The following is a 22422-nucleotide window of genomic DNA, read 5'->3' on the forward strand; positions in this document are numbered from 1 at the left end:
ACTTCAGACTGGGGCGGATAATTTCTATGGCGATATGACACCAAAAGTGTTCGTATCGAAAAAACAAGTAGGGGCGAACAGTGTTCGCCCGCATTTTGAAAGCATGAGAATATTGCGGTATGATAAATTTATGAAACGGAGTGAGTTTGAGTGGAAACCAAAGATATAGATTTTTCAAAGCTGTCACCTATGATGAAGCAGTATTTTGAAGTAAAGAACAAATATAAAAACCATATACTGTTCTACAGACTGGGAGATTTTTATGAAATGTTCTTTGATGACGCTATCATTGCGTCAAGAGAGCTTGAACTTACTTTGACAGGTCGTGACTGCGGACTTGAGGAAAGAGCGCCTATGTGCGGCGTTCCACACCATGCCTGCGACGTTTATCTGAAAAAGCTTATTGAAAAAGGCTACAATGTGGCTATCTGCGAGCAGACCATGGACCCTGCCATGTGCAAGGGCATAGTGCCGAGAGAGGTCATAAGAGTAGTCACCCCCGGTACTCTCATCGAAAGCAGTATGCTTGATGAAACGTCCAACAACTATATCTGTGCATTTTATATGAGAGCCAAGGAAAGCGCATTGTGCCTTGCGGATATTTCCACAGGCGAGGTGCATCTGTTTGAGTTTGAGGGCAAGGAAATGACAAGCTCGGCTATAAATGAGCTGTCGAGATTTTCACCTGCGGAGATTCTTATAAATGACGCTTTTCTTTCAAATAAAGAGCTTTCAAGCTTCATAAGAGAAAAGCTCAAGACCAGCGTTCAGCTTTTGGAGGAGAACGATTTTTCCCCTGAGATACATACAGAAGAGGTGCTGAAACAGTTTTCCACAAACAGCCTTGAATCTATTGGCGTTAAGCCTGACACAGTTGCAGCATTTGCAGTGTGCGGACTTTTTGCATACATACACGATACACAGAAAGCACTGGTGGGCAGATTTTCCGAGATAATAAAGCATGACGCCGACCCTATCATGACTATCGGCTTTACTGCAAGAAGAAATCTGGAGCTTACAGAAACTCTCAGAAATAAAGAGAAAAAAGGCTCGCTCCTGTGGGTGCTTGACCATACCAAAACTTCAATGGGCAAGCGTATGCTAAAATCCTTCCTGGAACAGCCCCTTGTCAATCCTGCAAAGATAATCGACAGACTTGACGCTGTTGAACAGCTCACAATGAAGCCTGTTGAACTTGGAGAGTTAAAAGAGATACTGGGAGGAGTCTATGACCTTGAAAGACTCATGACAAGGGTCATGTATAAGACCGCTACCCCTAGAGATCTTAAATCACTGTCGCTGACAGCACTTAAACTCCCTGATATAAAGGAGCTTCTCAAAGGTTTTGATTCAAAGCTTCTTGCAAACTGCAACAATAAAATATCCACCCTTGAAGCTATTTCAAACCTTGTTGAGAACGCCATTGTTGACGAACCGCCTGTTAATGTCAAGGACGGCAACGTTATCAAAGACGGCTTCAACGAACAGCTTGACGGACTGAGAAATATAATCTCAGGAGGCAAGGGTATAATTGATGATATTGCGGAGCGTGAAAGAGAAAAAACGGGTATCAAAAATCTGAAAATAGGCTATAACCGAGTTTTCGGATATTATATCGAGGTAACAAAGTCTTACTATGACCTTGTGCCTGACAACTATATAAGAAAACAGACACTTGCCAACTGCGAGCGTTTTATCACGGACGAGCTTAAAGTCGCAGAGAACACTATCCTCGGTGCAAGCGATAAGATAGTTACTCTTGAGCAGGAAATATTTGCGGAGATAAGAGATTTTGCAGCCACACAGCTTAGACTTGTGCAGGAAACTGCCACAGCAGTGGCGCAGATAGACGTGCTTTGCTCGTTTGCAACTGCGGCGGTGAACAATAACTATACAAAGCCTGAAATAGCCATTGACGGCATTATTGATATCAAAAACGGCAGACACCCCGTTGTTGAGCTTATGCAGAAAGACGAGGTGTTCGTGCCTAACGATACATATCTTGATCTTACAAGCAACAGAATGGCTGTCATCACAGGTCCGAATATGTCAGGTAAATCAACTTATATGCGTCAGGTTGCTCTTATCACACTTATGGCGCAGATAGGCTGTTTTGTGCCTGCAGACTATGCAAAAATATCTGTGGTCGACCAGATTTTCACAAGAATAGGTGCGTCTGATGATCTCACCGCAGGTCAGTCTACCTTCATGGTGGAAATGAGCGAGGTTGCAGATATCGTAAAGCACGCCACCAAGAACAGCCTTGTTATCCTCGACGAGGTGGGCAGAGGTACTTCAACCTTTGACGGAATCTCCATTGCAAGGGCAGTGTCGGAGTATATCTCCACCAACAGATCAATGGGTTGCAAGACCCTGTTTGCAACACACTATCATGAGCTTATAAGCCTTGAAAAAGAGCTTGACGGCGTGAGAAATTTCTCTGTTGCAGTAAAGCGTCAGGGGGATAGTATCAAGTTTCTTAGAAAGATAGTTCCCGGTGGAGTTGACGAAAGCTACGGCATAGAAGTTGCAAAGCTTGCGGGACTGCCGAACAAGATAATAAATAGAGCCAAAGAGCTTCTCGAACAGCTTGAAGCGGAAAACAAAAAGGCAAGAATTGCCGCTCAGCAGATAGAAAGCGACCAGATATCCTTTGACAAAATAAGCGACAGCATCGTTACCGATAGGCTTAGAAAGACTAACATAGACGAAATGACCGACAGCGAGCTTAGAGATTTTGTGAAAGACTTGCTGAGATATGTTTAGGTGAGCGTCATGAAAAAGTGGTATGACGAGGAGTACGAGTTTGAAATAGAGGTCACGGACTTTCTCCGTGGCGACCATACTGAAAGATATTGCCGAAACGGCGAGGAGATAGGGGATAAATATTTCTGCACCTATGGCTGTCCTGTGAATAAGAACGGCTATGGCATTTGCAGTAAAACAATGATGATGCTTTATCCCATTATGGAAGCTGTCCGCAGCGGCGGCGATATGACAAAGATAGGCGGCGACAGCAAATATACAAAAACTATCGTCTGTCCTGACGGCTGTGTCATGTTCCGCTTGACAGCAAAGCCGACAGGCAAGGAGAATTTTCATACAGGCGGCTTTTGGAAAGAGCCATAGAAAAGGATAGAAAAATGTCAGAAATAAAAGTTCTGAGCAAGGAAGTTTCCGAGCTTATTGCGGCAGGCGAGGTAATAGACAGACCTGCTTCAATAATAAAGGAGCTTCTTGAAAACGCAATAGATGCAGGTGCGAACGTCATAACAGTTGAGATAAAAAACGGTGGCCGCACCTATATAAGAGTGACGGATAACGGCAAGGGTATCTCAAAAGAAGATCTCCCAACAGCCTTTCTTCGTCACGCAACAAGCAAGATATCAGTAAAAAACGACCTTGACAGCATTATGACCCTTGGTTTCAGAGGCGAGGCTCTGGCGTCAATATGTGCAGTTTCAAAGGTGGACGTGCTCACAAAACGTCCTGAAGAGGACTACGGCACGCATTACGTTATCGAGGGTGCAGTGGAAAAGACCTGCGAGGAGTGCGGCTGTCCTGACGGCACGACTTTCGTTGTCAGGGATATTTTCTATAATGTTCCTGCAAGACTAAAGTTTCTGAAAAAGGACGTTTCAGAGGGCAATTTTGCCGCAGACCTTGTTACAAAGCTTACCCTTTCACACCCTGAGATATCATTCAAGTTCATCAGGGATAATAAAGTTGAGATATTGACAGCAGGGGACGGCAAGATATATTCCGCAGTGTATTCAGTATACGGCAGAGATTTTGCAAACTCAATGCTTGAAGTTGACTATACATGGCAGGGTATGCACATAACAGGCTTCACTGTGAAGCCTCTGTCTGCAAAGCCTAACAGACGTTTTCAGAATTTCTTTGTGAACAAAAGATATGTGAAATCAAGGGCTTGTGCGGCGGCACTTGAAGAAGCCTACAGAAATCTTCTTATGACGGGAAAATTCCCGGCTTGCGTGCTTTATATCGATATCCCGCCGAATACCATAGATGTGAACGTCCACCCTACTAAAATAGAAGTGCGTTTTTCAGACGAAAAGCTTATGCACGAGGCTGTGTTCTTTGCGGTGAAAAATTCCCTTATGAAAAATGACAGACCTAATGAGATGCACCTTGAAAACAAGCGTAATTTCACCGACAGAGAGCTTTTTGATATACCTAAAAAAGATAACAGCGTTCAGCTTAAATTCTCTATGGAAAATGATACACCAAAGCCTGTTGCCTCAAAGGCTGAGATACCTGTCCCAAAGCCGCAGACAGAGAAACAGTACGAAAATTCGTACAGCTATCAAAAGCCTGCACCAACGCTTAAAACTGTGGAGAGCAGGAGCATAACTGAGGAAGAAAAGGAAAAACTCAGCGGCAGTGACGATATGTTCCTTGCAAGCCTTGAACAGCCTGCAAAGAAAGAAACAGCCGTTACAGAGCTTTCAGGTCCTGAGCCGAAGCCCCATAAAGTGACAGTGGAGGAGATAAACAAGGCGATAAGCGAGATACCTCTCCCCGAAGAGCCGGAGGAGCAGAGCGGCGACGCTTTCAAGTTTATCGACGCTCAAAGCTTCACAAAGAAAAAGCCTGTTTCCGTTATCGTGGAGGAGAAAGAGCCTGAAAAGCCGAAGCCTGTTGTGGTGGGCGAGCTTTTCAAGACATATGTTGTGGCACAGGTGGGCGACGAAATGATACTTATGGATAAGCATGCCGCCCATGAGAGATATATTTTCGAGAGGATAAAAAGCGACGCCGAACAGCTTGAAACGCAAATGTTCCTAGAGCCTATCATGGTATTGCTTTCCTATGACGAGTATGACGCTCTCACCGCAAACCTCGATAAGGTGTCACAGCTTGGCTTTGAGATAGAGCCTGACGTTGCGCCAACTGTTGCAGTAAAGGGCGTGCCTATCATTCTTGGTGACGATAACCCTGCGGATATAATCAGCGAACTTGCAAAGAATTTTATTGAGAATAAACTCAATCCGCAAATAGAGCTTTTTGACGACCTCTACCATTCTATCGCCTGCAAAGCGGCAATAAAGGCGAACGATACCAACAGCGGAATAGAATTGCAGGCGCTCGTGAACGCCGTTTATGGTCAGGAAAATATCAGATATTGCCCCCATGGCAGACCTGTTATGATAACCCTCACCAAAAGAGATATCGAAAAGCAGTTCAGACGAGTTCTATAAAAAATGCAGGAGGCGAAAGCTATGGAAAATAAAATACCTCTCCTTGTCATTGCAGGACCTACCGCCAGTGGAAAGACCGCCTGCGCAGTGGAGCTTGCAAAGATATATGACGGTGAGATAGTTTCCGCAGACTCTATGCAGATATATAAGGGTCTGAGCATCGCCACTGCAAAGCCTACCAAAGAGGAAATGCAGGGCGTGCCACATTATCTTGTAGATTTTCTCGAGCCTGAGCAGGCTTTTTCCGTGGCAGATTATGTGAAGCTCGCAGGTGAGCGTATCAGAGAGATACACAGCCGTGGCAAAGTTCCTATTCTCTGCGGGGGAACAGGACTATATATAAGCTCACTTGTGAACAACGTAATCTTTGGCGATACCGAAACGGACGGCTCAGTCAGAAAACGTCTTGAGGAGGAAGCCAGGACGCTGGGCGGTCACGCTTTGTGGGAAAGGCTCAGAGAGGTCGATCCCGAAACTGCTGAGAAAGTCCATGAGAACAACCTGCCAAGGGTCATACGAGGACTTGAAGTCTTTGAAACTACAGGTATACCGCTTTCACAGCATAAGGTGAACAGCCGTCGTGAGAAGTCGCCATATAACGCCTGCATTATCGGTCTTACAGCTTCCGACAGACAGTATCTCTATGACCGTATAAACCGCCGTGTTGATGTAATGGTGGAAAACGGGCTTATAGAGGAGTGCAGGGTTTTTTATGACAGCTTTACCCCTGCTACAGCTTATCAGGCGATAGGCTATAAGGAGCTCGTGCCGTATTTTGAAGGCAAAGCTGAGCTTTCCGAATGTCTCGACAAAATCAAACAGGAAAGCCGTCATTATGCCAAAAGACAGCTTACTTGGTTTAGACGAGTTGACGGAATTCAGTGGGTGGAAACAGATAAATTTGATAGTTTTCAAAAAATTATAGAAAATATCAAAAATATTATAGCCAAATCGGAAATTATGTGATATAATATAATTTGAAAGATTTTATAGTAAAAAAAGCAATACATTGCTGTAAAAATTTTTAGGAGTGTTATTTATGAATAAGAATCTTAATCTTCAGGACGTTATACTCAACCAGATCAGAAAAGACAAGATAGCGTCTACTTTTATCCTTATGAACGGCTACCAGTTCAAAGGCGTTGTAAAGGGCTTTGACAGCTATGTTGTGGTTCTCGATTGCGAGGGCAAGCAGAACATAGTTTATAAGCATGCTATCTCAACTATCGTTCCGTCAAGATATATCAACGTTCTTGACGCCGCAGGCAATTCAGATATTTAAGAGGGCAGTAAAAAATGAATTCTCTGACCGTTAAAATACTTACCGGTCTGCTTTCTGTGCTGATAATCACAACTATCGGCAGTCAGATATACAGTGCACTTACAGAGCGTCATGATACTGAGGAAGCTGTGCTTGTTACTATCAATGAGGATATTGCTTTTAAGGGCGTTATAATCAGAGATGAAAAGGTGGTCACCTATGACGGCGGCGGAGTTTTGGATTATACCTATTCCGACGGCAGTAAAATATCTGTTGGCAATACCATAGCGTCAGTTTATTCTTCTGAGGACGCTGTTACAGCGAAAAACAAGATAAAGATACTTGAAAGCGAGATAGCCGCCCTTGAAAGAGCACAAAATCCGGGTACAACTAATTATGTTCAGCCTGAAACGCTCAAAAGCAAGATAGATAAGGAATATAAGGAGCTTCTCTCATATTCTTCTCAAGATAATTTCTCTGAGTTTGCCAAAACAAGAGAGGATATGTCCCTTGTGATGAATATTTATAATATCGTCACAAAGACCGAGCAGAGCTATGACGAAAGGATAAGCCAGCTTCAGGCGAAAGTCAAGGAGCTGGAGGAACAGACCTCAGGTTCAGGAAAAACGATCACTGCTGACGAAACAGGCTATTTTGTTTCTTATGCAGACGGCTATGAGAGCGAGCTTACTATGGAGAACGCTTCCCAGCTCACTGACAAGGATATACAAAAGGTCATCGACCAGCCTAGTAAGGACGCACCGAACGCCATTGGCAAAATGTTTTCCGACTATTCATGCAGGATAGCAGGGATCATGGAAAACGATAAAAGGATAACAGAGGGCGCATGGCTTAGAATGACGCTCAGTACCACAAAAAACATCTATGACGTTAAGGTGGAGTCTGTTAAGCCTTGTGAGGACGATGAGAACAAAGTGGTCGTCGTGCTTTCCTGTGACAGACTTGACGAAGCTCTTGTTGAGTCAAGAGTGCAGTCTGCGGAGCTTATCTTCGACGAGTATCAGGGTCTTAAAGTTCCAAGAAGTGCGATACGTTTTCAGGGCGATCAGAAGGGCGTTTATGTGATACTCGGCAAGGACGTTACCTTTAAGAAGATCAATGTTATTTATGAGGGCGATGATTATGTGCTCTCTGAAAATACCTCAAACGAGGATTATCTGCTGCTTTACGATCAAATTTTGTTAGAGGTGGTATCAGATGAAGATGTGCAGCAAAGTAGATCAGACAGCAACGCTGTCACCTCAGGATAATTATTTTCCGGAGGTTCTTGAAAACTGTAAGGAAATATGTTATAATGTAGAGAACGCCAAAGCAAAATGGCGTAAGCCTGACGAAGAAGTCAGGATAATGGCTGTCACAAAGACAGTGCCGCCTGAAAAGGTGAATTTCGCTGTGGCTCAGGGCTTTAAGCTGCTGGGCGAAAACAGGGTGCAGGAGTTTCTTTCCAAGAAGGAAGCTTACGATAAAAGTGCAGAAGTGCAGTTTATCGGACATTTGCAGACCAATAAGGTGAAATATATAATCAATGACGTTACTCTGATACAGTCTGTCGATAACCTGAAGCTTGCTCATGAGATAAGCAGGCTTGCAGTGAAGAATAATAAAACTATGAACGTCCTTGTGGAAATAAATATAGGCGACGAGGCTACTAAAAGCGGCGTTTCCGCTGAAATGGCTGAGGAGCTTGTAAGACAGACAGCGCAGCTGCCTAACGTTTCCGTAAAGGGACTTATGGCTATCCCTCCTGTTGGCTCAGGGGAGGACGTTTTTGAAAAAATGCACGGTATCTTTCTTAGTGTAAAGGAAAAGGATATACCGAACGTGTCTATGGATATTCTCTCAATGGGAATGTCTGGGGACTATGAGCTTGCCATAAAGCATGGCTCAAATTTGGTGAGGATCGGAACAAAGCTTTTCGGAGCTAGAAAATATTTGGAGGATTAAAAATGGGTGCAATGCAGAAATTAAAAAATCTCTTTGTAGGCGAAGATGAACTTGAGCAGGAGGACGCAATGTATCAGCAGCCGATGTATGAGAATAAAACAGAATACAACGAAGCACCAAAGAACACAGGTGCATATGGCAATAACGCACGTCCGGTAAGAATGGAGCAAACCACGACTTTGCAGATAGTTCTTGCAAGACCAAACGATTTTTCTGAGGTCAAGTCTATCGGCGGCGATATAAATGAGGGAAAGACAGTTCTTCTTAACCTGGAAACTGTCAAGAGCGAGGACGCAAAGAGAATACTTGACTTTATCTCAGGTGTTGCGTATGCAAATGGTGCAGACATCAAGATGATGGCTCAGAAAACATTCGCTATCATGCCTAGAAACGTTGGTTTCTCAGGAGTTGACCTTATGAGCGAGCTTGAAAATAACGGCTACAGCTTCTAAAAATGGCTCGTGCTAAATATCAGTTTTTGCCCGACCTGTCTGAGGACGATATCCGTCTGTTAGACAGAGTGTCCGATTGGATAATGGCGGCTGATGAAAAGTATATAACAAAGTTTTCTGCGTTTCTCGATGAAAGGCAGTGTCTGCTGTGCGAAAAACTCATGGCGTCTGTGAAATATGAGAATTATAGGCTTTGGGGCGGATATGAAAACGCCGCAAGGCGTATGCTGTGCGTCTATCCTGAATATGGCGAGGCAGAAAGTGAGGATTTTCCTATCACCGCAATTACACTGCTGTATCGCAAAGAGGATAAAATAACTCACAGAGATATCCTAGGCTCGCTTATGGGTCTAAGAATAAAAAGAGACAGCGTTGGCGACATTCTTGTGGGAGAGGGAAAGTCAGCGGTGTTCCTGCGTTCTTCTGTGGCAGGCGAGGTTACAAGCGTCCTGACGAAGGTCGGCAGAGCAGGAGTGAAGCTCCGGGAAGGCTATGACGGCAGTATACATATTGGGCAGAAAACTCAGGAAATAAGCGGTACTGTGGCTTCCATGCGTGCAGATTGTATCTTAAGTCTTGCAGCAAGGATATCACGAGAAAAGTCAGCACAGCTTATAAAAAACGTGGGCATCGAAATAGACCATATGCCGAAAAATTCACCGAAAATACCTCTTGAAGAGGGCTGTACATTTTCAGTGAGAGGATACGGAAAATTCAAGCTGCTTTCAGTTGACGGCACAACTAAAAAAGACAGAATACATATAACTTTAAATAAATTTGTGTAAAGATCACGGAGGTCCTAGTATGTTAAATCCAAATAATATTAAAGGAAAAACTTTTGATACCGAGAAAAACGGTTATTCAAAAGAAGACGTAAAAGAATTTCTCGGGCAGGTAGCCGAGGATTATGCCGAAGTAGTAAAGGCAAATCAGGATACCGAAGCTAAGATCATCAAGCTCGTTGAGAAGATAAACGAGTACAGAGAGGACGAGGAAGCTATCCAGCAGGCTCTTGTTGTGGCTCAGAAAGAGTCAAATAAGATACTTACTGAGGCCAAAACTCAGGCTCACGATATGATCGAGTCTGCCAAAACAGAGCAGGTAAGACTCGCAGAGCAGAGTGCCTCTGAGTGTGAGAGAATAGTTAAGGAGCATAAGGAAAAGTGCGCTGAGCTTATCAGAACTAATACCGAGATAACAGAAAAGAAGATAAATGAAGTAAGAGCCGCTTATGACGAGGAGCTTGCTAAGTTTGAGAACCTCAAGGCTGAGGTAACTCAGTTCAAGGCTGACCTTACTCAGCTTTATAATAAGCAGATAAGACTTATTATGGAGATTCCTGCGTCCGAGCCTGCCGAGGATACAGCAGAGGAGTATGAGGAAGAAGAAACAGTCGAGGAAACTCAGGAAGCTGCAGAGGAGCAGGCAGAGGAAACAGCTGAGCCGGAGGAAACTGTTGAGGCTGAATCTGCACCTGTTACTGACAGTGAGCACGTTGAGAAGATACTTAACACTGGTTCTTTCGACCCTGTTATACCAAAGACAGCTCCTGCTGAGCTTAAATTTGGAAAAAATAACTAATTCAAAGGCTCTGTTTTCCGCAGAGCCTTACTGTTCATAAATGGAGTAGGGAATAGATGTTTGTAATTTCGCTTGTTATCATGGCAGTTCTCGTTGCCGCCGACCAGCTCATAAAGCTTGCCGTGACAAATAACCTGCCGTTGAATGGTCAGCCTGTCGAGGTCATAAAGTTCGGTAGCTTTAAGGTTTTCAGCCTGACCCATATAAGAAACTCAGGAGCAGCATGGAGCATGATGTCAGGAAAGACCTGGTTTCTTATCGGTCTGCCTGTTGTCGTATTGATCGTGGCGGTGATCTATATGTATAAGATACGCAAAGGCTCAAAGCTGGAGCTTGTGTCGCTGGCTATGGTGCTTGCAGGCGGTATCGGTAACCTTATCGACAGAATAAGGGTAAAAGAAGTTGTGGACTATATCAAGTTCGAGCCTATCAATTTCCCTATCTTCAACTTTGCGGATATCTGTATCGTTATCGGCGGAATTCTGTTCGTCATCTGTTTTTGCTTTCTTGACGAAAAGAAAAAGCCCATTCGTGACGATATAAAGGTCAAAGACGAAAATGACAAAGCTTGATTTTATTGCCACTGCTGAGCAAACAGGCGAGCGTATCGACAGATTTTTGTCAGCGCAGGATACAGGTCTTACACGTTCTGCTGTGCAGAAGCTTATCGAGGACGGTGGCGTCACAGTTGGAGGCAAAAATGTAGCTAAGAATTATAAGCTGCATAATGGTGACAGCGTTGAGATAATTATTCCCGACCCTGTGGAGCTTGACGTCAAGCCACAGGATATCCCCGTGGAAATAGTTTATGAGGACAGCGAGCTGCTTGTGGTGAATAAACCTAAAGGCATGGTGGTGCACCCTGCCGCAGGCAATCCCGATGGCACTTTGGTGAACGCATTGCTTTATCATTGTCATGGCAGGCTTTCTTCAATAAATGGCGTCATTCGCCCTGGGATAGTCCATAGGATAGACAAAAATACAAGCGGTCTGCTGATCGTTGCCAAGACCGACAGCGCACATAACTTTCTTGCGGCTCAGATAAAAGAGCATAGCTTTACAAGAGAGTATGAAGCTGTACTCACAGGCGGTCGCCTAAAGACCCCTATCGGCACAGTTGATGCACCTATCGGCAGAAGCAAATATGACAGAAAGAAAATGTGCGTGACAGAGCAAAACTCCAAGCACGCAGTTACCCATTATGAGGTGCTGGAGGAGTTAGGTCAGTATTCGCTGGTGAAATTCCGCCTTGAAACAGGCCGAACCCACCAGATAAGAGTACATTCCGCCTATATCGGTCACCCTGTCTACGGCGACGATGTTTACGGCAAAGCTGTAAAGGGAATCGAGGGGCAGTGCCTACACGCAAAGAAAATTGGTTTTATACACCCTGTGACCAAGGAATATATGGAGTTTGACAGCGAATTGCCCGATTATTTTCAGGCGGTGCTGAAAAAACTCAGAGCAGGGAATTGACCCACGGAAGTGATTTTATGTTTGAAGATATATCAAAAGTCCTGCTTATAACGGATATGGACGGAACTTTTCTCCCCGCAAGCAAGATACCTACCCCGAAAACTCTCGCCGCTGTCAAGCGTTTTGAAGAGGCTGGGGGCAGATTCTCTATCGCTACAGGCAGAGCCATTCAGGCGGCTAGACAGTATTTTGACATGGTGAATGTGAATTGTCCTATCATAATGTCAAACGGCGGAATGGTCTACGATATCCATACGAAAGAGCAGATATATAACGTCTTTCTGCCAAGCTTTGCGGCGGATATCGTCAAGGAGATACTTGCCGATAATCCTTATGTTGGCTGTGAAGTGCTTACTGTCAACGAGGTCTATGTGCCAAGCATGACCCCTATGGAAAAGCGCCATAACGAGATCTGTAAGCTCATTCCCGTTCAGTGTGACGTTGACGAGATACCTGACAAGAACTGGTATAAGGTGCTTTTTGCAGTTGAGCCTGAGCGTATGGACGAGCTTATAAATTATGTGGCAAAAAAAGGCTACAAAGGTGTAGATTTTGTGCGTTCAAGTATCGAGTATTACGAGATACTTCCACAGAATATATCAAAAGGTACGGCTCTTGAGGAGCTGAGAAAAGCTTGTGGCATGGATGATTTTACTTTCGTGGCAGCAGGCGACTATAATAATGATATTGAACTTCTTCAAGCGGCTGACATGGCATATTGTCCGTCAAATGCGGCAGAGGAGGTCAAAAAGGTTGCGGATAAGGTCTTTGAGCAGTCCTGCGAGGAGGATTTTATTGCCGCAGTCATAGATGAAATTTTTGAAAAACTGAAGAAATAATATTTTTTTTGGAGGTCAAAAGTATGGACGAAACATTAAAGAAACAGCTTGAGATCACAGCCTGCAAGGTTCGTCTTGGAATACTCGAGGGAGTATTCAACGCAAAGTCGGGTCACCCGGGCGGATCGCTCTCTATAGCAGATCTGCTCACTTATCTCTATTTTGCCAAGATGAACGTATATCCTGATAAGCCGGAAGAGCCTGAGAGAGATAGACTCGTGCTTTCAAAGGGTCACACAGCACCTGCACTCTATGCAACTCTTGCAGAAAAAGGCTTTTTTCCAAAGGAGGAGCTGAAGTCCCTCAGACATATCGGTGCAATGCTTCAGGGTCACCCTTGTATCTCTATCCCTGGCGTAGATATGTCCTCTGGATCCCTTGGACAGGGCATTTCTGTTGCCTGTGGTATGGCGCTTTCAGGAAAGCTCACAAGCGATACCTATAAGGTGTATACTATCCTTGGCGATGGTGAGATCGAAGAGGGTCAGGTATGGGAGGCTGCAATGTTCGCCGCTCATTATAAGCTTGATAACCTCGTTGCTGTTGTGGATAATAACGGACTTCAGATCGACGGAAAGATAGAGGACGTAATGTCGCCATATCCTATCGTTGACAAGTTTGCAGCATTTGGCTGGCACGTTATCACAGCCGACGCTCACGATTTTGACTCACTTGAAAAAGCATTCAACGAGGCAGAAACAGTATGCGGTCAGCCTTGCGTTATCGTAATGAAGAGTATCAAGGGCAAGGGCGTTTCATTTATGGAAAACAACGTTTCATGGCATGGCTCAGCACCTAACAAGGAGCAGTATGAGCAGGCTGTGGCAGAAATAAACGAACAGCTTAAAAGTCTGGAGGGTTAAGCAATGGCAGAATTGAAGAAGAAAGCTACAAGAGAAAGCTACGGCGAGGCTCTTGCAGAGCTTGGCGATAAGTATGATAACCTCTATGTTTTTGACGCAGATCTTGCTGCTGCAACAAAAACAGGTATATTCAAAAAGAAATTCCCTGACAGATTTTTTGACTGCGGTATCGCTGAGTCAAATATGATGGGCGTTGCAGCAGGTATGGCTGCAACAGGCAAGATACCATTTGCTTCTACATTTGCAATGTTCGCCGCAGGCAGAGCATTCGAGCAGGTAAGAAACTCTATCGGTTATCCTCACCTCAATGTGAAGATAGGTGCAACACACGCAGGTATCTCTGTAGGCGAAGACGGTGCAACACATCAGTGCAACGAGGATATCGCTCTTATGAGAACTATCCCTGGCATGGTGGTAATAAACCCTGCTGACGACGTTGAAGCAAAGGCTGCCGTTGAAGCCGCTATCCTCCATGAAGGTCCGGTTTATCTTCGTTTCGGCAGACTTGCCACACCTGTTTTTAACGACCCTGAAACATATAAGTTCGAGCTTGGCAAGGGCGTTAAGCTCCGTGACGGCAAGGATATAGCTATCGTTGCAACAGGTCTTATGGTTTATGAGGCTATCGAGGCTGCAAAAACACTGGCAGCCGAGGGTATCGAAGCAACAGTTATCAATATCCACACTATCAAGCCAATCGACGAGGATATCATCGTTGAAGCCGCAAAGAACACAGGACTTCTTCTCACAGTTGAGGAGCATAGCGTTATCGGTGGACTTGGCTCAGCCGTTGCAGACGTTCTTGCAGCAAGACACCCTGCAAAGCTTGTTAAGATCGGCGTTAATGACGAGTTCGGTCACTCAGGCCCGGCAGTAGATCTGCTCAAGGAGTACGGTCTGTGCGCAGACAATATCGTTGCAAAGGCAAGAGATGCTGTTAAGGCAAAGTAATAAAAGCAAACGGACGGATATCTTCCGTCCGTTTTTTTGTACACAAAAAAAGACACGCTTATGATCTCGTAAACGTGTCTTTTCTTATGCTTTTACAGTGCCTGCATGAGTGTCGATAATGTTGTTTATACATATGTAAAGATAAGGCTTAAGCTCGCCAATGTCCACAGGCTCGTTGTAAAGTATGGACGAGTAGCAGGTTGAGCTTACAAGCTCAACTATCATGAATATCATGACCTCAGGCTGAACAATATCATATGGAGCGTCAGCAAGCATAGCGTCATAAATGTTGCGGAAGTCGATGTCATCGTCCTTTATAGGCGACGTAAGAGCGTGCTTGAAAACGCCCCAGCTAAGATTCTTTGCAATAAAAGTCAAAAGCGACTTGTTCTCGTTTAGCTGGTTGATGATGTTGTCAACAATAAAAATAATTCGTTCGTTAAAGGTAAGCTTCTTGCCGCTCGCATTTAATGCCTCGATAGCGTTTCTGAAAAGCTGTGACGACTTGTGAGAAACAAGCTTGTTTCTTATGTCATATTTGTCCTTGAAATAAAGATAAAACGTTCCTTTCGCCACACCAGCGTTGTTCACGATGTCTGAAATGGAGGTCTTGCTCACTCCCTTGGAGGTAAAAAGACTAAAGGCCGTGTTAAGCAGAGAGTCCTCCTTTACCTTTTTATTGGTATCAAGCTTGCCCATTTTAACACGTCCTTCCTTATTATAATATATACAATTTGTATGCCACACATACACAGGTTTACTGTGGTTGACACTATATTTATTATAATACAAATTCTTGTTAAAGTCAACGGAGCAAAATGACCAATAGTCACTTGTGACCGTTGGTCATTTTGTGCAACTCTACAAAAAGAATGACTAATGGTCATTTTACTATTGACTGTTGGTCATTTTTGATGTATACTATGAATTGTTAAAAGACCGAAAGGTCAAAAACTATGTGAAGGGAATGACATTTGATGCAGAAATTTGGCAGAGGAGTTGTAAAGCTCCGAGTACCGATACTCATAGTCAGCGTTCTGCTGCTGATACCGTCAATATTCGGTTTTCTCAGCACGAGAATAAACTATGATATTCTTTCATACCTCCCGTCAGACATTGAAACCATGAAAGGTCAGGATATAATGCTTGACGAGTTCGGCAAGGGTGGCTTTTCGCTGGTAATGCTTGACGGCATGGAGGATAAGGACGTTGAAAAGGTCAAGGAGAAGATCGAAAAGGTAGACCACGTTTGCGATGTTCTCTGGTATGACACCTTGGCAGACGTTTCACTTCCAAAGGAAGTTCTTCCTGATGATATTTACGATTTCTTCAATACAGATAACTCCACAATGATGGCTGTCTTTTTTGACGAGGCGACCTCCGCTGACGGCTCACTTGAAGCTGTCAAGGAGATAAGAAGCATCGCAGGCGAGCAGTGTTTCGTAAGCGGTATGTCGTCAGTCGTTGAGGATATCAAGGATCTGACAATGCAGGAAGCTCCGATGTATGTTGTTATCGCAGTAATACTTACAAGTATCATACTTGCACTTACAATGGATTCGTTCCTTATCCCACTGTTCTTTATGCTCAGCGTGGGCATGGCGATAATCTATAACATGGGAACGAACTTCATACAAGGCGAAATATCGTTCATCACCGAGGCTCTGGCAGCTGTACTACAGCTTGCGGTAACGATAGACTACTCGATCTTCCTGTGGCACAGCTACAAAGAGGAGAAAGAAAAGCACCCTGGTGACAACAAAGAGGCTATGGCAGTCGCCATCGGCAAAACTATCACCTCAGTTGTTTCAAGCTCCATAACAACAGTTGCAGGCTTCCTTGCACTTTGCTTCATGAGCTACGAGCTTGGCATGGACATGGGTATCGTAATGGCAAAGGGCGTTGTTATTGGCGTTATCTGCTGCATAACAGTTCTCCCGTCAATGATACTTGTCTTCGATAAGGCACTTGAAAAAACAATGCACAAAGACCTTGTTCCAAGCCTTGAAAAGCCTTCAAAGTTCATTATCAAGCACCATGCAGCATTTATCGTACTCTTTATAGTTGTACTTATCCCTGCCGTATATGGTCAGATAAACACCAATGTCTACTATAACCTGACAGATACTCTTCCAAAGGATCTCAACAGTGTTATCGCAAACACAAAGCTAGATGAGGAATACAACATGGCAACGACCCATATGCTCCTGGTTGACGCTGATATGCAGCCAAAGGAAGTAAACTCTATGCTCGACGAAATGGGCAAGGTTGATGGTGTAAGCTTCTCAATGTCACTGGATACTCTTATCGGTCCGTCTATCCCTCGTGAGATAGTTCCTGAGTCAGTAACAAAGATACTCAAGAGCGACAAATGGCAGCTTATGCTAATAGGTTCTGAATACAAGGTAGCTTCTGATGAAGAGAATGCCCAGATAGATGAGCTTAGCAAGATACTTAAATCCTACGATAAGGACGGAATGCTTATCGGTGAGGCGGCGGCAACAAAAGACCTTATCGACATAACAGATCATGACTTCAAGGTAGTAAATATAGTTTCTATCGCCGCTATCTTCATCATCATTCTTATTGCACTGCGTTCAGTTTCACTGCCTATTATTCTGGTAGCCGTTATCGAATTTGCTATCACAGTAAACATGGGTGTTCCGTGCTTTACGAATACCACCATACCGTTCATAGCGTCGGTAGTAATCGGTACTATCCAGCTTGGTGCAACAGTTGACTACGCTATCCTTATGACAACAAGATATAAGACCGAGCGTAACGCAGGCAAAGATAAGCACGAAGCTGTCACTATCGCACTCACCACTTCAATGAAGTCTATCATGGTCAGCGCACTTGGCTTCTTCGCTTCAACATTCGGCGTTGGCGTATATTCAAGCGTAGATATGATCTCACAGCTTTGTACGCTCATGTCAAGAGGCGCAATAATCAGTATGATAACTGTTATCTGCATACTTCCTTCAATGCTTATGCTGTTCGATAAGGTAATAATCAATACAACAATGGGCATGAAGAAAAAAGAAAATAAGCTTTATAAGCTTCCTGAAATAAACTAATTCGTAAAGGAGATATAGTTATGAAAAAGTATTCAAGAGTTCTTGCAGGCATACTTGCCGTACTTCTTTCCGCAGGCTGCACAGGTCTTTACGCAGCAGCTCAGTCAGACAGCTCTTCCGCTGCCGACAGCACTGCCTCAACAACAAAGAGCGAATCAGATAAAAAAGATACAAAAGATACAAAGAAAGCTGATAAGTCTGACAGTGATACAGAAAAGCAGGCTAAGGAAGAAACAGTTTATGTTATCACTGACGCTTCCGGCAACAAGACAAAAACAGTCGTTTCCAACTGGCTGAAAAACCCACAGGGCGTAAAGAAGCTGGAGGACGTTTCCGACCTGACAGATATCGAGAATGTTAAAACAGACGAGGGCTTTACAGCCAATGGTGATAAGCTCACATGGGATACCGAGGGCGGAGATATCTACTATAAGGGCTATACCGATAAGGCACTCCCGGTTGATGTAAAGGTAACATATACCCTTGACGGCAAGGAGATAAAGCCTGAGGACCTCGCAGGCAAGAGCGGCAAGCTTACAGTAAGATATGACTATACGAACAACGATAAGAAAACTGTCAAGATAAACGGCAAGAAAACAGATATCTATGTTCCATACCTTATGGCAACAACAGCTATCCTTGATACTAACGTTTATTCAAACGTTGAAGTAACAAATGGCAAGCTCATTTCAGACGGAAGCAGACAGATACTTATAGGTGTTGCAATGCCTGGCCTTACAAAGAGCCTTGATCTTCAGGATAACGAAGATATCGAGATACCGGAGTACGTTGAGTTCACAGCAGACGTAAAGGACTTCGAGTCAACAACTGCTCTCACAGTCGCAACATCTGACATCTTCTCAAAGCTTGACCTTAGCGATATCGGTGATGCTGACGATCTTCAGGATAAGCTTGATGAGCTTTCTGATGCTACAGACGAGCTTGTAGACGGCACAGCAGAGCTTTACGCAGGCATCAAGAAGCTGTCCGATTCCTCAGGAACACTTATCACAGGTATCGACAAGCTTTATTCAGGCTCTAAGTCACTTGACAATGGTGCTAAGACCCTTAACAGCGGTGCAACAAAGCTTCGTGACGGAGCAAAGACCCTTGATTCTTCCACAGGTGAGCTTATGAGAGGTATCTCCACAGCTCATAGTGGTTCAACAGCCCTCCTCGGTGGTTTTGATCAGGTAAACAGTGGTATGTCATCCTTGAAGAACGGCTCATCATCACTTTCAAGTGGACTTTCACAGGTATCCTCAGGCGCACAGCAGGTAAATAACGGTGCTGCAAGCCTTGCCGCAGGCACAAATAAGCTTGTTACAGGCGTAGGCGACCTCCAGGCAGGCTCTAAAAAGCTTGCCGCAGGCACAAAGCAGACCTATGACGGTTCAACTGCACTGAAAAAAGGCGTTGCAACACTTAATGCAGGCGTTTCCACACTCTATGAAAAGGTGCAGTCACTCCCTGCAAGCGTTGAACTTCTTTCAAATGGCATAACAAAGGTAGATAACGCTCTTACACAGTCTATCGCATACGACCAGCAGGTACTCGCAGGACTTGAGCAGCTTCTCGGTAATTACGAAGAAGGCTCAGCAGAGTATACGAGCATAAGCAATATGATAGCAGCCGTAAATGGCTCTATCCAGTATCAGCAGGGCGCACAGAGCGGCCTTGGCGATGTTTCAACAGGTGTCGGCACAATGGCTACCGAGGGCAAACAGCTTGTTGACGGTGTAACTCAGATATACAATGGTCTTAACGATAAGAAGAAAGGTCTTGTCGCAGGCGTTGATAATTTGAATACAGGACTTAAAACAGTAAACGAGGGTGCTTCAGCACTTAAAACAGGTATCGGCACACTTGCTAAGTCCAGCAAGGATCTTAACAATGGCGCAGCTACACTCTCCGCAGGCACAAAGAACCTCTCCGCAGGCGTAAGCTCAGCACAGGTAGGCGCAAGCAAGCTTGATAAGGGTGTTGACAGCCTGAACTCAGGCGTATCAAAGCTTTCAAACGGTGCAAAAACTCTTGACAGCGGTCTTGGTCAGCTTGACAACGGCAGCAAGCAGCTAAAAGACGGTACTGCAACACTCTATTCATCACTTGTAGAGCTTGCACAGGGTACAACAACACTTTCAAGTGGCAGTGCAGAGCTGTTCAGCGGTATCGGTCAGCTCAAAGACGGCAGCTCACAGCTTTCATCTGGTGTTAAGAAGCTTGAAAGCGGTGCAAAGACCCTTAAAGACGGCATGGCTAAGTATAAGGACGAGGGCATCGGCAAGCTCCTTGACATCTACAACAACGACCTCAAGGGACTTATCGACAGACTTGACGCTCTCAAGAAAGCAGCCGAGGATTCAACTACATTCTCAGGCGCAGCCGATGGCGTTGAAAGCTCAGTTAAGTATATTTACGAAACTGCGGCTATTGAAAAAGCAGACGAGTAATTTTTACTTCCCACACATAGCAAAGACCCCCTTGGACAGAAATGTCCGAGGGGGTCTTTGTATTTATAAACGTATTATCTGTACAAAAAAACGGACGGGATTTCTCTCTCCGTCCGTTTTATATATTCTACTGTCTTAGATAAACGCCGTTTTCTTCGATGTAGTCCTCCATGTCCTGCTTGTATTCAAGATCAAGAGAATCTTTAGGAAGTGCCTTGAGTGCTTTCTGACCAATGTCTTTTCTGAAATGCTCTCCCTCGAACTTTATCTTGGAAACAGCCTCGTAAGACTTGTCCAGAGCACCCTGAAGCGTGTAAGCATTGCAGGTAACGCCCAGAACACGTCCGCCGTTTGTGTAGAATTTGCCGTCCTCGTACTTAGTGCCTGCGTGATAAATAAACGCTCCGTCTACCTGACCCTTGTCGTCCATACCGAACATCTCGATACCCTTTTTGTACTTAACAGGATATCCTCCGCTCGCCATAACAACACAAGTGCAGTAACCCGACTTCCAGCCGATCTTGACATCAGCCAGCCTGTGTTCATAAATAGCCTCAAATATCTCGCAAAGATCACCCTCCAGCATAGGAAGAACTACCTGCGTTTCAGGGTCGCCGAAACGGCAGTTGTATTCAATTACCTTTGGACCATTAGAGGTGAGCATAAGTCCGAAATACAAACAGCCCTCAAAAGTCCTGCCCTCAGCATTCATTGCATTGATAGTTGGCAGGAAGATCTTCTCCATGCACTCCTTGGCAATGTCCTCAGTGTAGTAAGGGTTAGGTGCAACAGTACCCATTCCGCCTGTGTTCAGACCCTTGTCGCCGTCCAACGCTCTCTTGTGATCCATTGAAGAGATCATAGGAACAACAGTCTTGCCGTCAGTGAATGAAAGCACAGAAACCTCAGGACCTGTGAGATATTCCTCCACAACGATAGTGGAACTGCTCTCACCGAACTGCTTGTCATCTATCATTGAGTGTATAGCCTCCACAGCCTCTTTCTCACTCTCCGCCAGAATAACGCCCTTGCCAAGTGCAAGTCCGTCAGCCTTTATAACAGCAGGGTATGTGTTCTGTTCCTTGACATATTTTATAGCGTCCTCACTGTTTGTGAACACCTCGTATTTGGCTGTAGGAATATTGTATTTTTTCATAAGATCCTTAGAAAAGACCTTTGAACCCTCGATTATAGCCGCATTTTTCTTAGGACCAAAGGTCTTGAAACCCTCAGCCTGCAAAGCGTCTACCATTCCAAGTACAAGCGGATCGTCAGGTGCAACAGCCACCATGTCTACTTTAAGCTTCTTTGCCAGAGCCACAACGCCCTCAATATCCGTTGCCGCAACATCAAAACATTCTGCATAGCGTGAAATGCCACCGTTTCCGGGTGTGCAGTAAAGCTTTCCTACCTTAGGGGACTCCGCAAGCTTCATAATGATAGCGTGTTCACGTCCGCCTCCGCCAACAACTAATATGTCCATTTTCAGACCTCCTCAGTGTGTTTTTCCAATTATAACAATACCGCACACCTATGCTGTGCGGTATCGTCATTTATTTACTTCGTATATTATTACTTAAGCTTAAAGCTGTCAAGAACTGTCTTGAACTCGTCAGAAAGCTTGCTGTAAGCGTTCTCGCTTGCACCATATGTGATAACAACAAGGTTGCCGTTGTCAGAAGTGATTATCTGATTGAGCAGTACCTTCTGTGAGCCGATCTCGCCTGTTACGTCAACAATGTAAGCGTCCTTGCCTGCAAACTTATCTTCCTTGTCGTTTGTAACAGTGTAGCCGTCCATGGAATTATATGTTTGCTTGATCTGGTCAGCATAATCACTTGCTGTAAGACCATTGAGCAGATCGTTTGACATTGAGATAACGTTGATAGAAGCAGACTCAAGCTCAGCATCATCGCCTGCGTCAGCGTATGTGAACATTACGTCAACACCAGCGGACTCCTGCATTGCCCACTTCTTTGAGTCGATCTTGAAAGTATAAAGATCGCTTGTGTAAACGTCATTCTCATATGTGCCTTTAGCCTCGTCGCCAGTGCTTGTTGTGTCGTCAGCAGAAGTTGTTGTGTCAGCAGCTGACTCCTCAGGTGCAGCAGTTGTAGTTGTTGTGTCAGCCTTAGACTCAACAGCAGGTGCAGCCGTAGTTGTAGTAGTTGTTTTAGCCTCAGCCTTTGACTCACTGCTTGAATCGCTTGACTCTGAGCAGCCTGTAACTGCAAATACCATTGACAGTGCCATGAGTGATGCAAGTAACTTTTTCATAATAA

Annotated in this window: 20 protein-coding genes; 17 read left to right on the plus strand and 3 right to left on the minus strand. The window is 44.6% G+C overall.

The features are described 5' to 3' along the window. The first annotated feature begins 150 nt into the window (after nt 1–150). From mutS to OCV57_RS01310, 15 genes are all read left to right on the plus strand, one after another. Nucleotides 151–2766, plus strand: coding sequence for a DNA mismatch repair protein MutS (gene mutS, locus OCV57_RS01240; protein ID WP_267300246.1), 2616 nt, complete (start codon nt 151–153; stop codon nt 2764–2766). Between the two features lie 9 nt (nt 2767–2775). After that, nucleotides 2776–3129, plus strand: coding sequence for a TIGR04076 family protein (locus OCV57_RS01245; protein ID WP_117923038.1), 354 nt, complete (start codon nt 2776–2778; stop codon nt 3127–3129). 14 nt (nt 3130–3143) lie between these two features. Continuing rightward, nucleotides 3144–5222 (plus strand): DNA mismatch repair endonuclease MutL, encoded by a 2079-nt coding sequence (mutL, locus tag OCV57_RS01250; protein ID WP_267300247.1) that lies wholly within the window; start codon nt 3144–3146, stop codon nt 5220–5222. A gap of 21 nt (nt 5223–5243) precedes the next feature. Continuing rightward, nucleotides 5244–6188 carry a tRNA (adenosine(37)-N6)-dimethylallyltransferase MiaA gene (miaA, locus tag OCV57_RS01255; RefSeq protein WP_267300248.1) on the plus strand — a complete coding sequence of 315 codons (945 nt, stop codon included), beginning with the start codon at nt 5244–5246 and terminating at the stop codon, nt 6186–6188. A 73-nt stretch (nt 6189–6261) separates the two neighbouring features. After that, complete coding sequence (gene hfq, locus OCV57_RS01260; protein WP_022287370.1) at nt 6262–6504, plus strand: RNA chaperone Hfq; 243 nt, start codon at nt 6262–6264, stop codon at nt 6502–6504. Nucleotides 6505–6518: 14 nt separating this feature from the next. Next, nucleotides 6519–7754: a biotin/lipoyl attachment domain-containing protein gene (locus tag OCV57_RS01265; protein WP_117856579.1), complete on the plus strand. Its 1236-nt coding sequence runs from the start codon at nt 6519–6521 to the stop codon at nt 7752–7754. Next, the gene (locus tag OCV57_RS01270) at nt 7702–8448 is read left to right on the plus strand and encodes a YggS family pyridoxal phosphate-dependent enzyme (RefSeq protein WP_022287368.1); all 747 of its coding nucleotides are present in this window, start codon (nt 7702–7704) and stop codon (nt 8446–8448) included. The genes OCV57_RS01265 and OCV57_RS01270 overlap by 53 nt, the downstream gene beginning before the upstream one ends. A 2-nt stretch (nt 8449–8450) precedes the next feature. Next, nucleotides 8451–8900 carry a cell division protein SepF gene (locus tag OCV57_RS01275; RefSeq protein WP_242989556.1) on the plus strand — a complete coding sequence of 150 codons (450 nt, stop codon included), beginning with the start codon at nt 8451–8453 and terminating at the stop codon, nt 8898–8900. A 2-nt stretch (nt 8901–8902) separates the two neighbouring features. After that, a complete protein-coding gene (locus OCV57_RS01280; RefSeq protein ID WP_267300249.1) occupies nt 8903–9685 on the plus strand; it encodes a YlmH family RNA-binding protein in 783 nt (260 codons plus the stop codon). 19 nt (nt 9686–9704) lie between these two features. Next, nucleotides 9705–10481 (plus strand): DivIVA domain-containing protein, encoded by a 777-nt coding sequence (locus OCV57_RS01285; protein ID WP_117863232.1) that lies wholly within the window; start codon nt 9705–9707, stop codon nt 10479–10481. A gap of 56 nt (nt 10482–10537) precedes the next feature. Beyond that, nucleotides 10538–11053: a signal peptidase II gene (gene lspA / locus OCV57_RS01290; RefSeq protein ID WP_046440859.1), complete on the plus strand. Its 516-nt coding sequence runs from the start codon at nt 10538–10540 to the stop codon at nt 11051–11053. Next, entirely contained in the window at nt 11040–11957 is a 918-nt protein-coding gene (locus OCV57_RS01295; RefSeq protein ID WP_267300250.1) for an RluA family pseudouridine synthase, read from the plus strand. Before lspA ends, OCV57_RS01295 begins: the two co-directional genes overlap by 14 nt. A gap of 17 nt (nt 11958–11974) precedes the next feature. Beyond that, nucleotides 11975–12796, plus strand: a complete 822-nt coding sequence (locus OCV57_RS01300; protein ID WP_267300251.1) for an HAD family hydrolase — start codon at nt 11975–11977, stop codon at nt 12794–12796. A 23-nt stretch (nt 12797–12819) separates the two neighbouring features. Next, entirely contained in the window at nt 12820–13659 is an 840-nt protein-coding gene (locus tag OCV57_RS01305; protein ID WP_022287361.1) for a transketolase, read from the plus strand. Nucleotides 13660–13662: 3 nt separating this feature from the next. Then, nucleotides 13663–14610, plus strand: a complete 948-nt coding sequence (locus tag OCV57_RS01310; RefSeq protein ID WP_022287360.1) for a transketolase family protein — start codon at nt 13663–13665, stop codon at nt 14608–14610. Nucleotides 14611–14694: 84 nt separating this feature from the next. On the opposite strand, the gene OCV57_RS01315 is transcribed toward OCV57_RS01310, so the two are convergent. Further along, nucleotides 14695–15309: a TetR/AcrR family transcriptional regulator gene (locus OCV57_RS01315; protein ID WP_267300252.1), complete on the minus strand. Its 615-nt coding sequence runs from the start codon at nt 15307–15309 to the stop codon at nt 14695–14697. 278 nt (nt 15310–15587) lie between these two features. Here OCV57_RS01315 and OCV57_RS01320 point away from each other — a divergent pair, with 278 nt between their 5' ends. Together OCV57_RS01320 and OCV57_RS01325 are read left to right on the plus strand one after the other, a co-directional pair. Next, on the plus strand, nt 15588–17687 hold the full coding sequence (locus OCV57_RS01320; protein WP_267300338.1) for an efflux RND transporter permease subunit: 2100 nt from the start codon (nt 15588–15590) through the stop codon (nt 17685–17687). 20 nt (nt 17688–17707) lie between these two features. Continuing rightward, nucleotides 17708–20140, plus strand: a complete 2433-nt coding sequence (locus OCV57_RS01325) for a YhgE/Pip domain-containing protein (RefSeq protein ID WP_267300253.1) — start codon at nt 17708–17710, stop codon at nt 20138–20140. Between the two features lie 127 nt (nt 20141–20267). On the opposite strand, the gene purD is transcribed toward OCV57_RS01325, so the two are convergent. Further along, entirely contained in the window at nt 20268–21623 is a 1356-nt protein-coding gene (gene purD, locus OCV57_RS01330; protein ID WP_267300254.1) for a phosphoribosylamine--glycine ligase, read from the minus strand. 89 nt (nt 21624–21712) lie between these two features. Further along, a complete protein-coding gene (locus OCV57_RS01335) occupies nt 21713–22417 on the minus strand; it encodes a photosystem II reaction center PsbP family protein (protein WP_267300255.1) in 705 nt (234 codons plus the stop codon). Between the last annotated feature and the right edge of the window lie 5 nt (nt 22418–22422).

Origin of the sequence: Hominimerdicola aceti, assembly GCF_025567495.1 — a bacterium.
In the GTDB taxonomy this organism is placed as follows: Bacteria; Bacillota; Clostridia; order Oscillospirales; family Ruminococcaceae; genus Hominimerdicola; species Hominimerdicola aceti.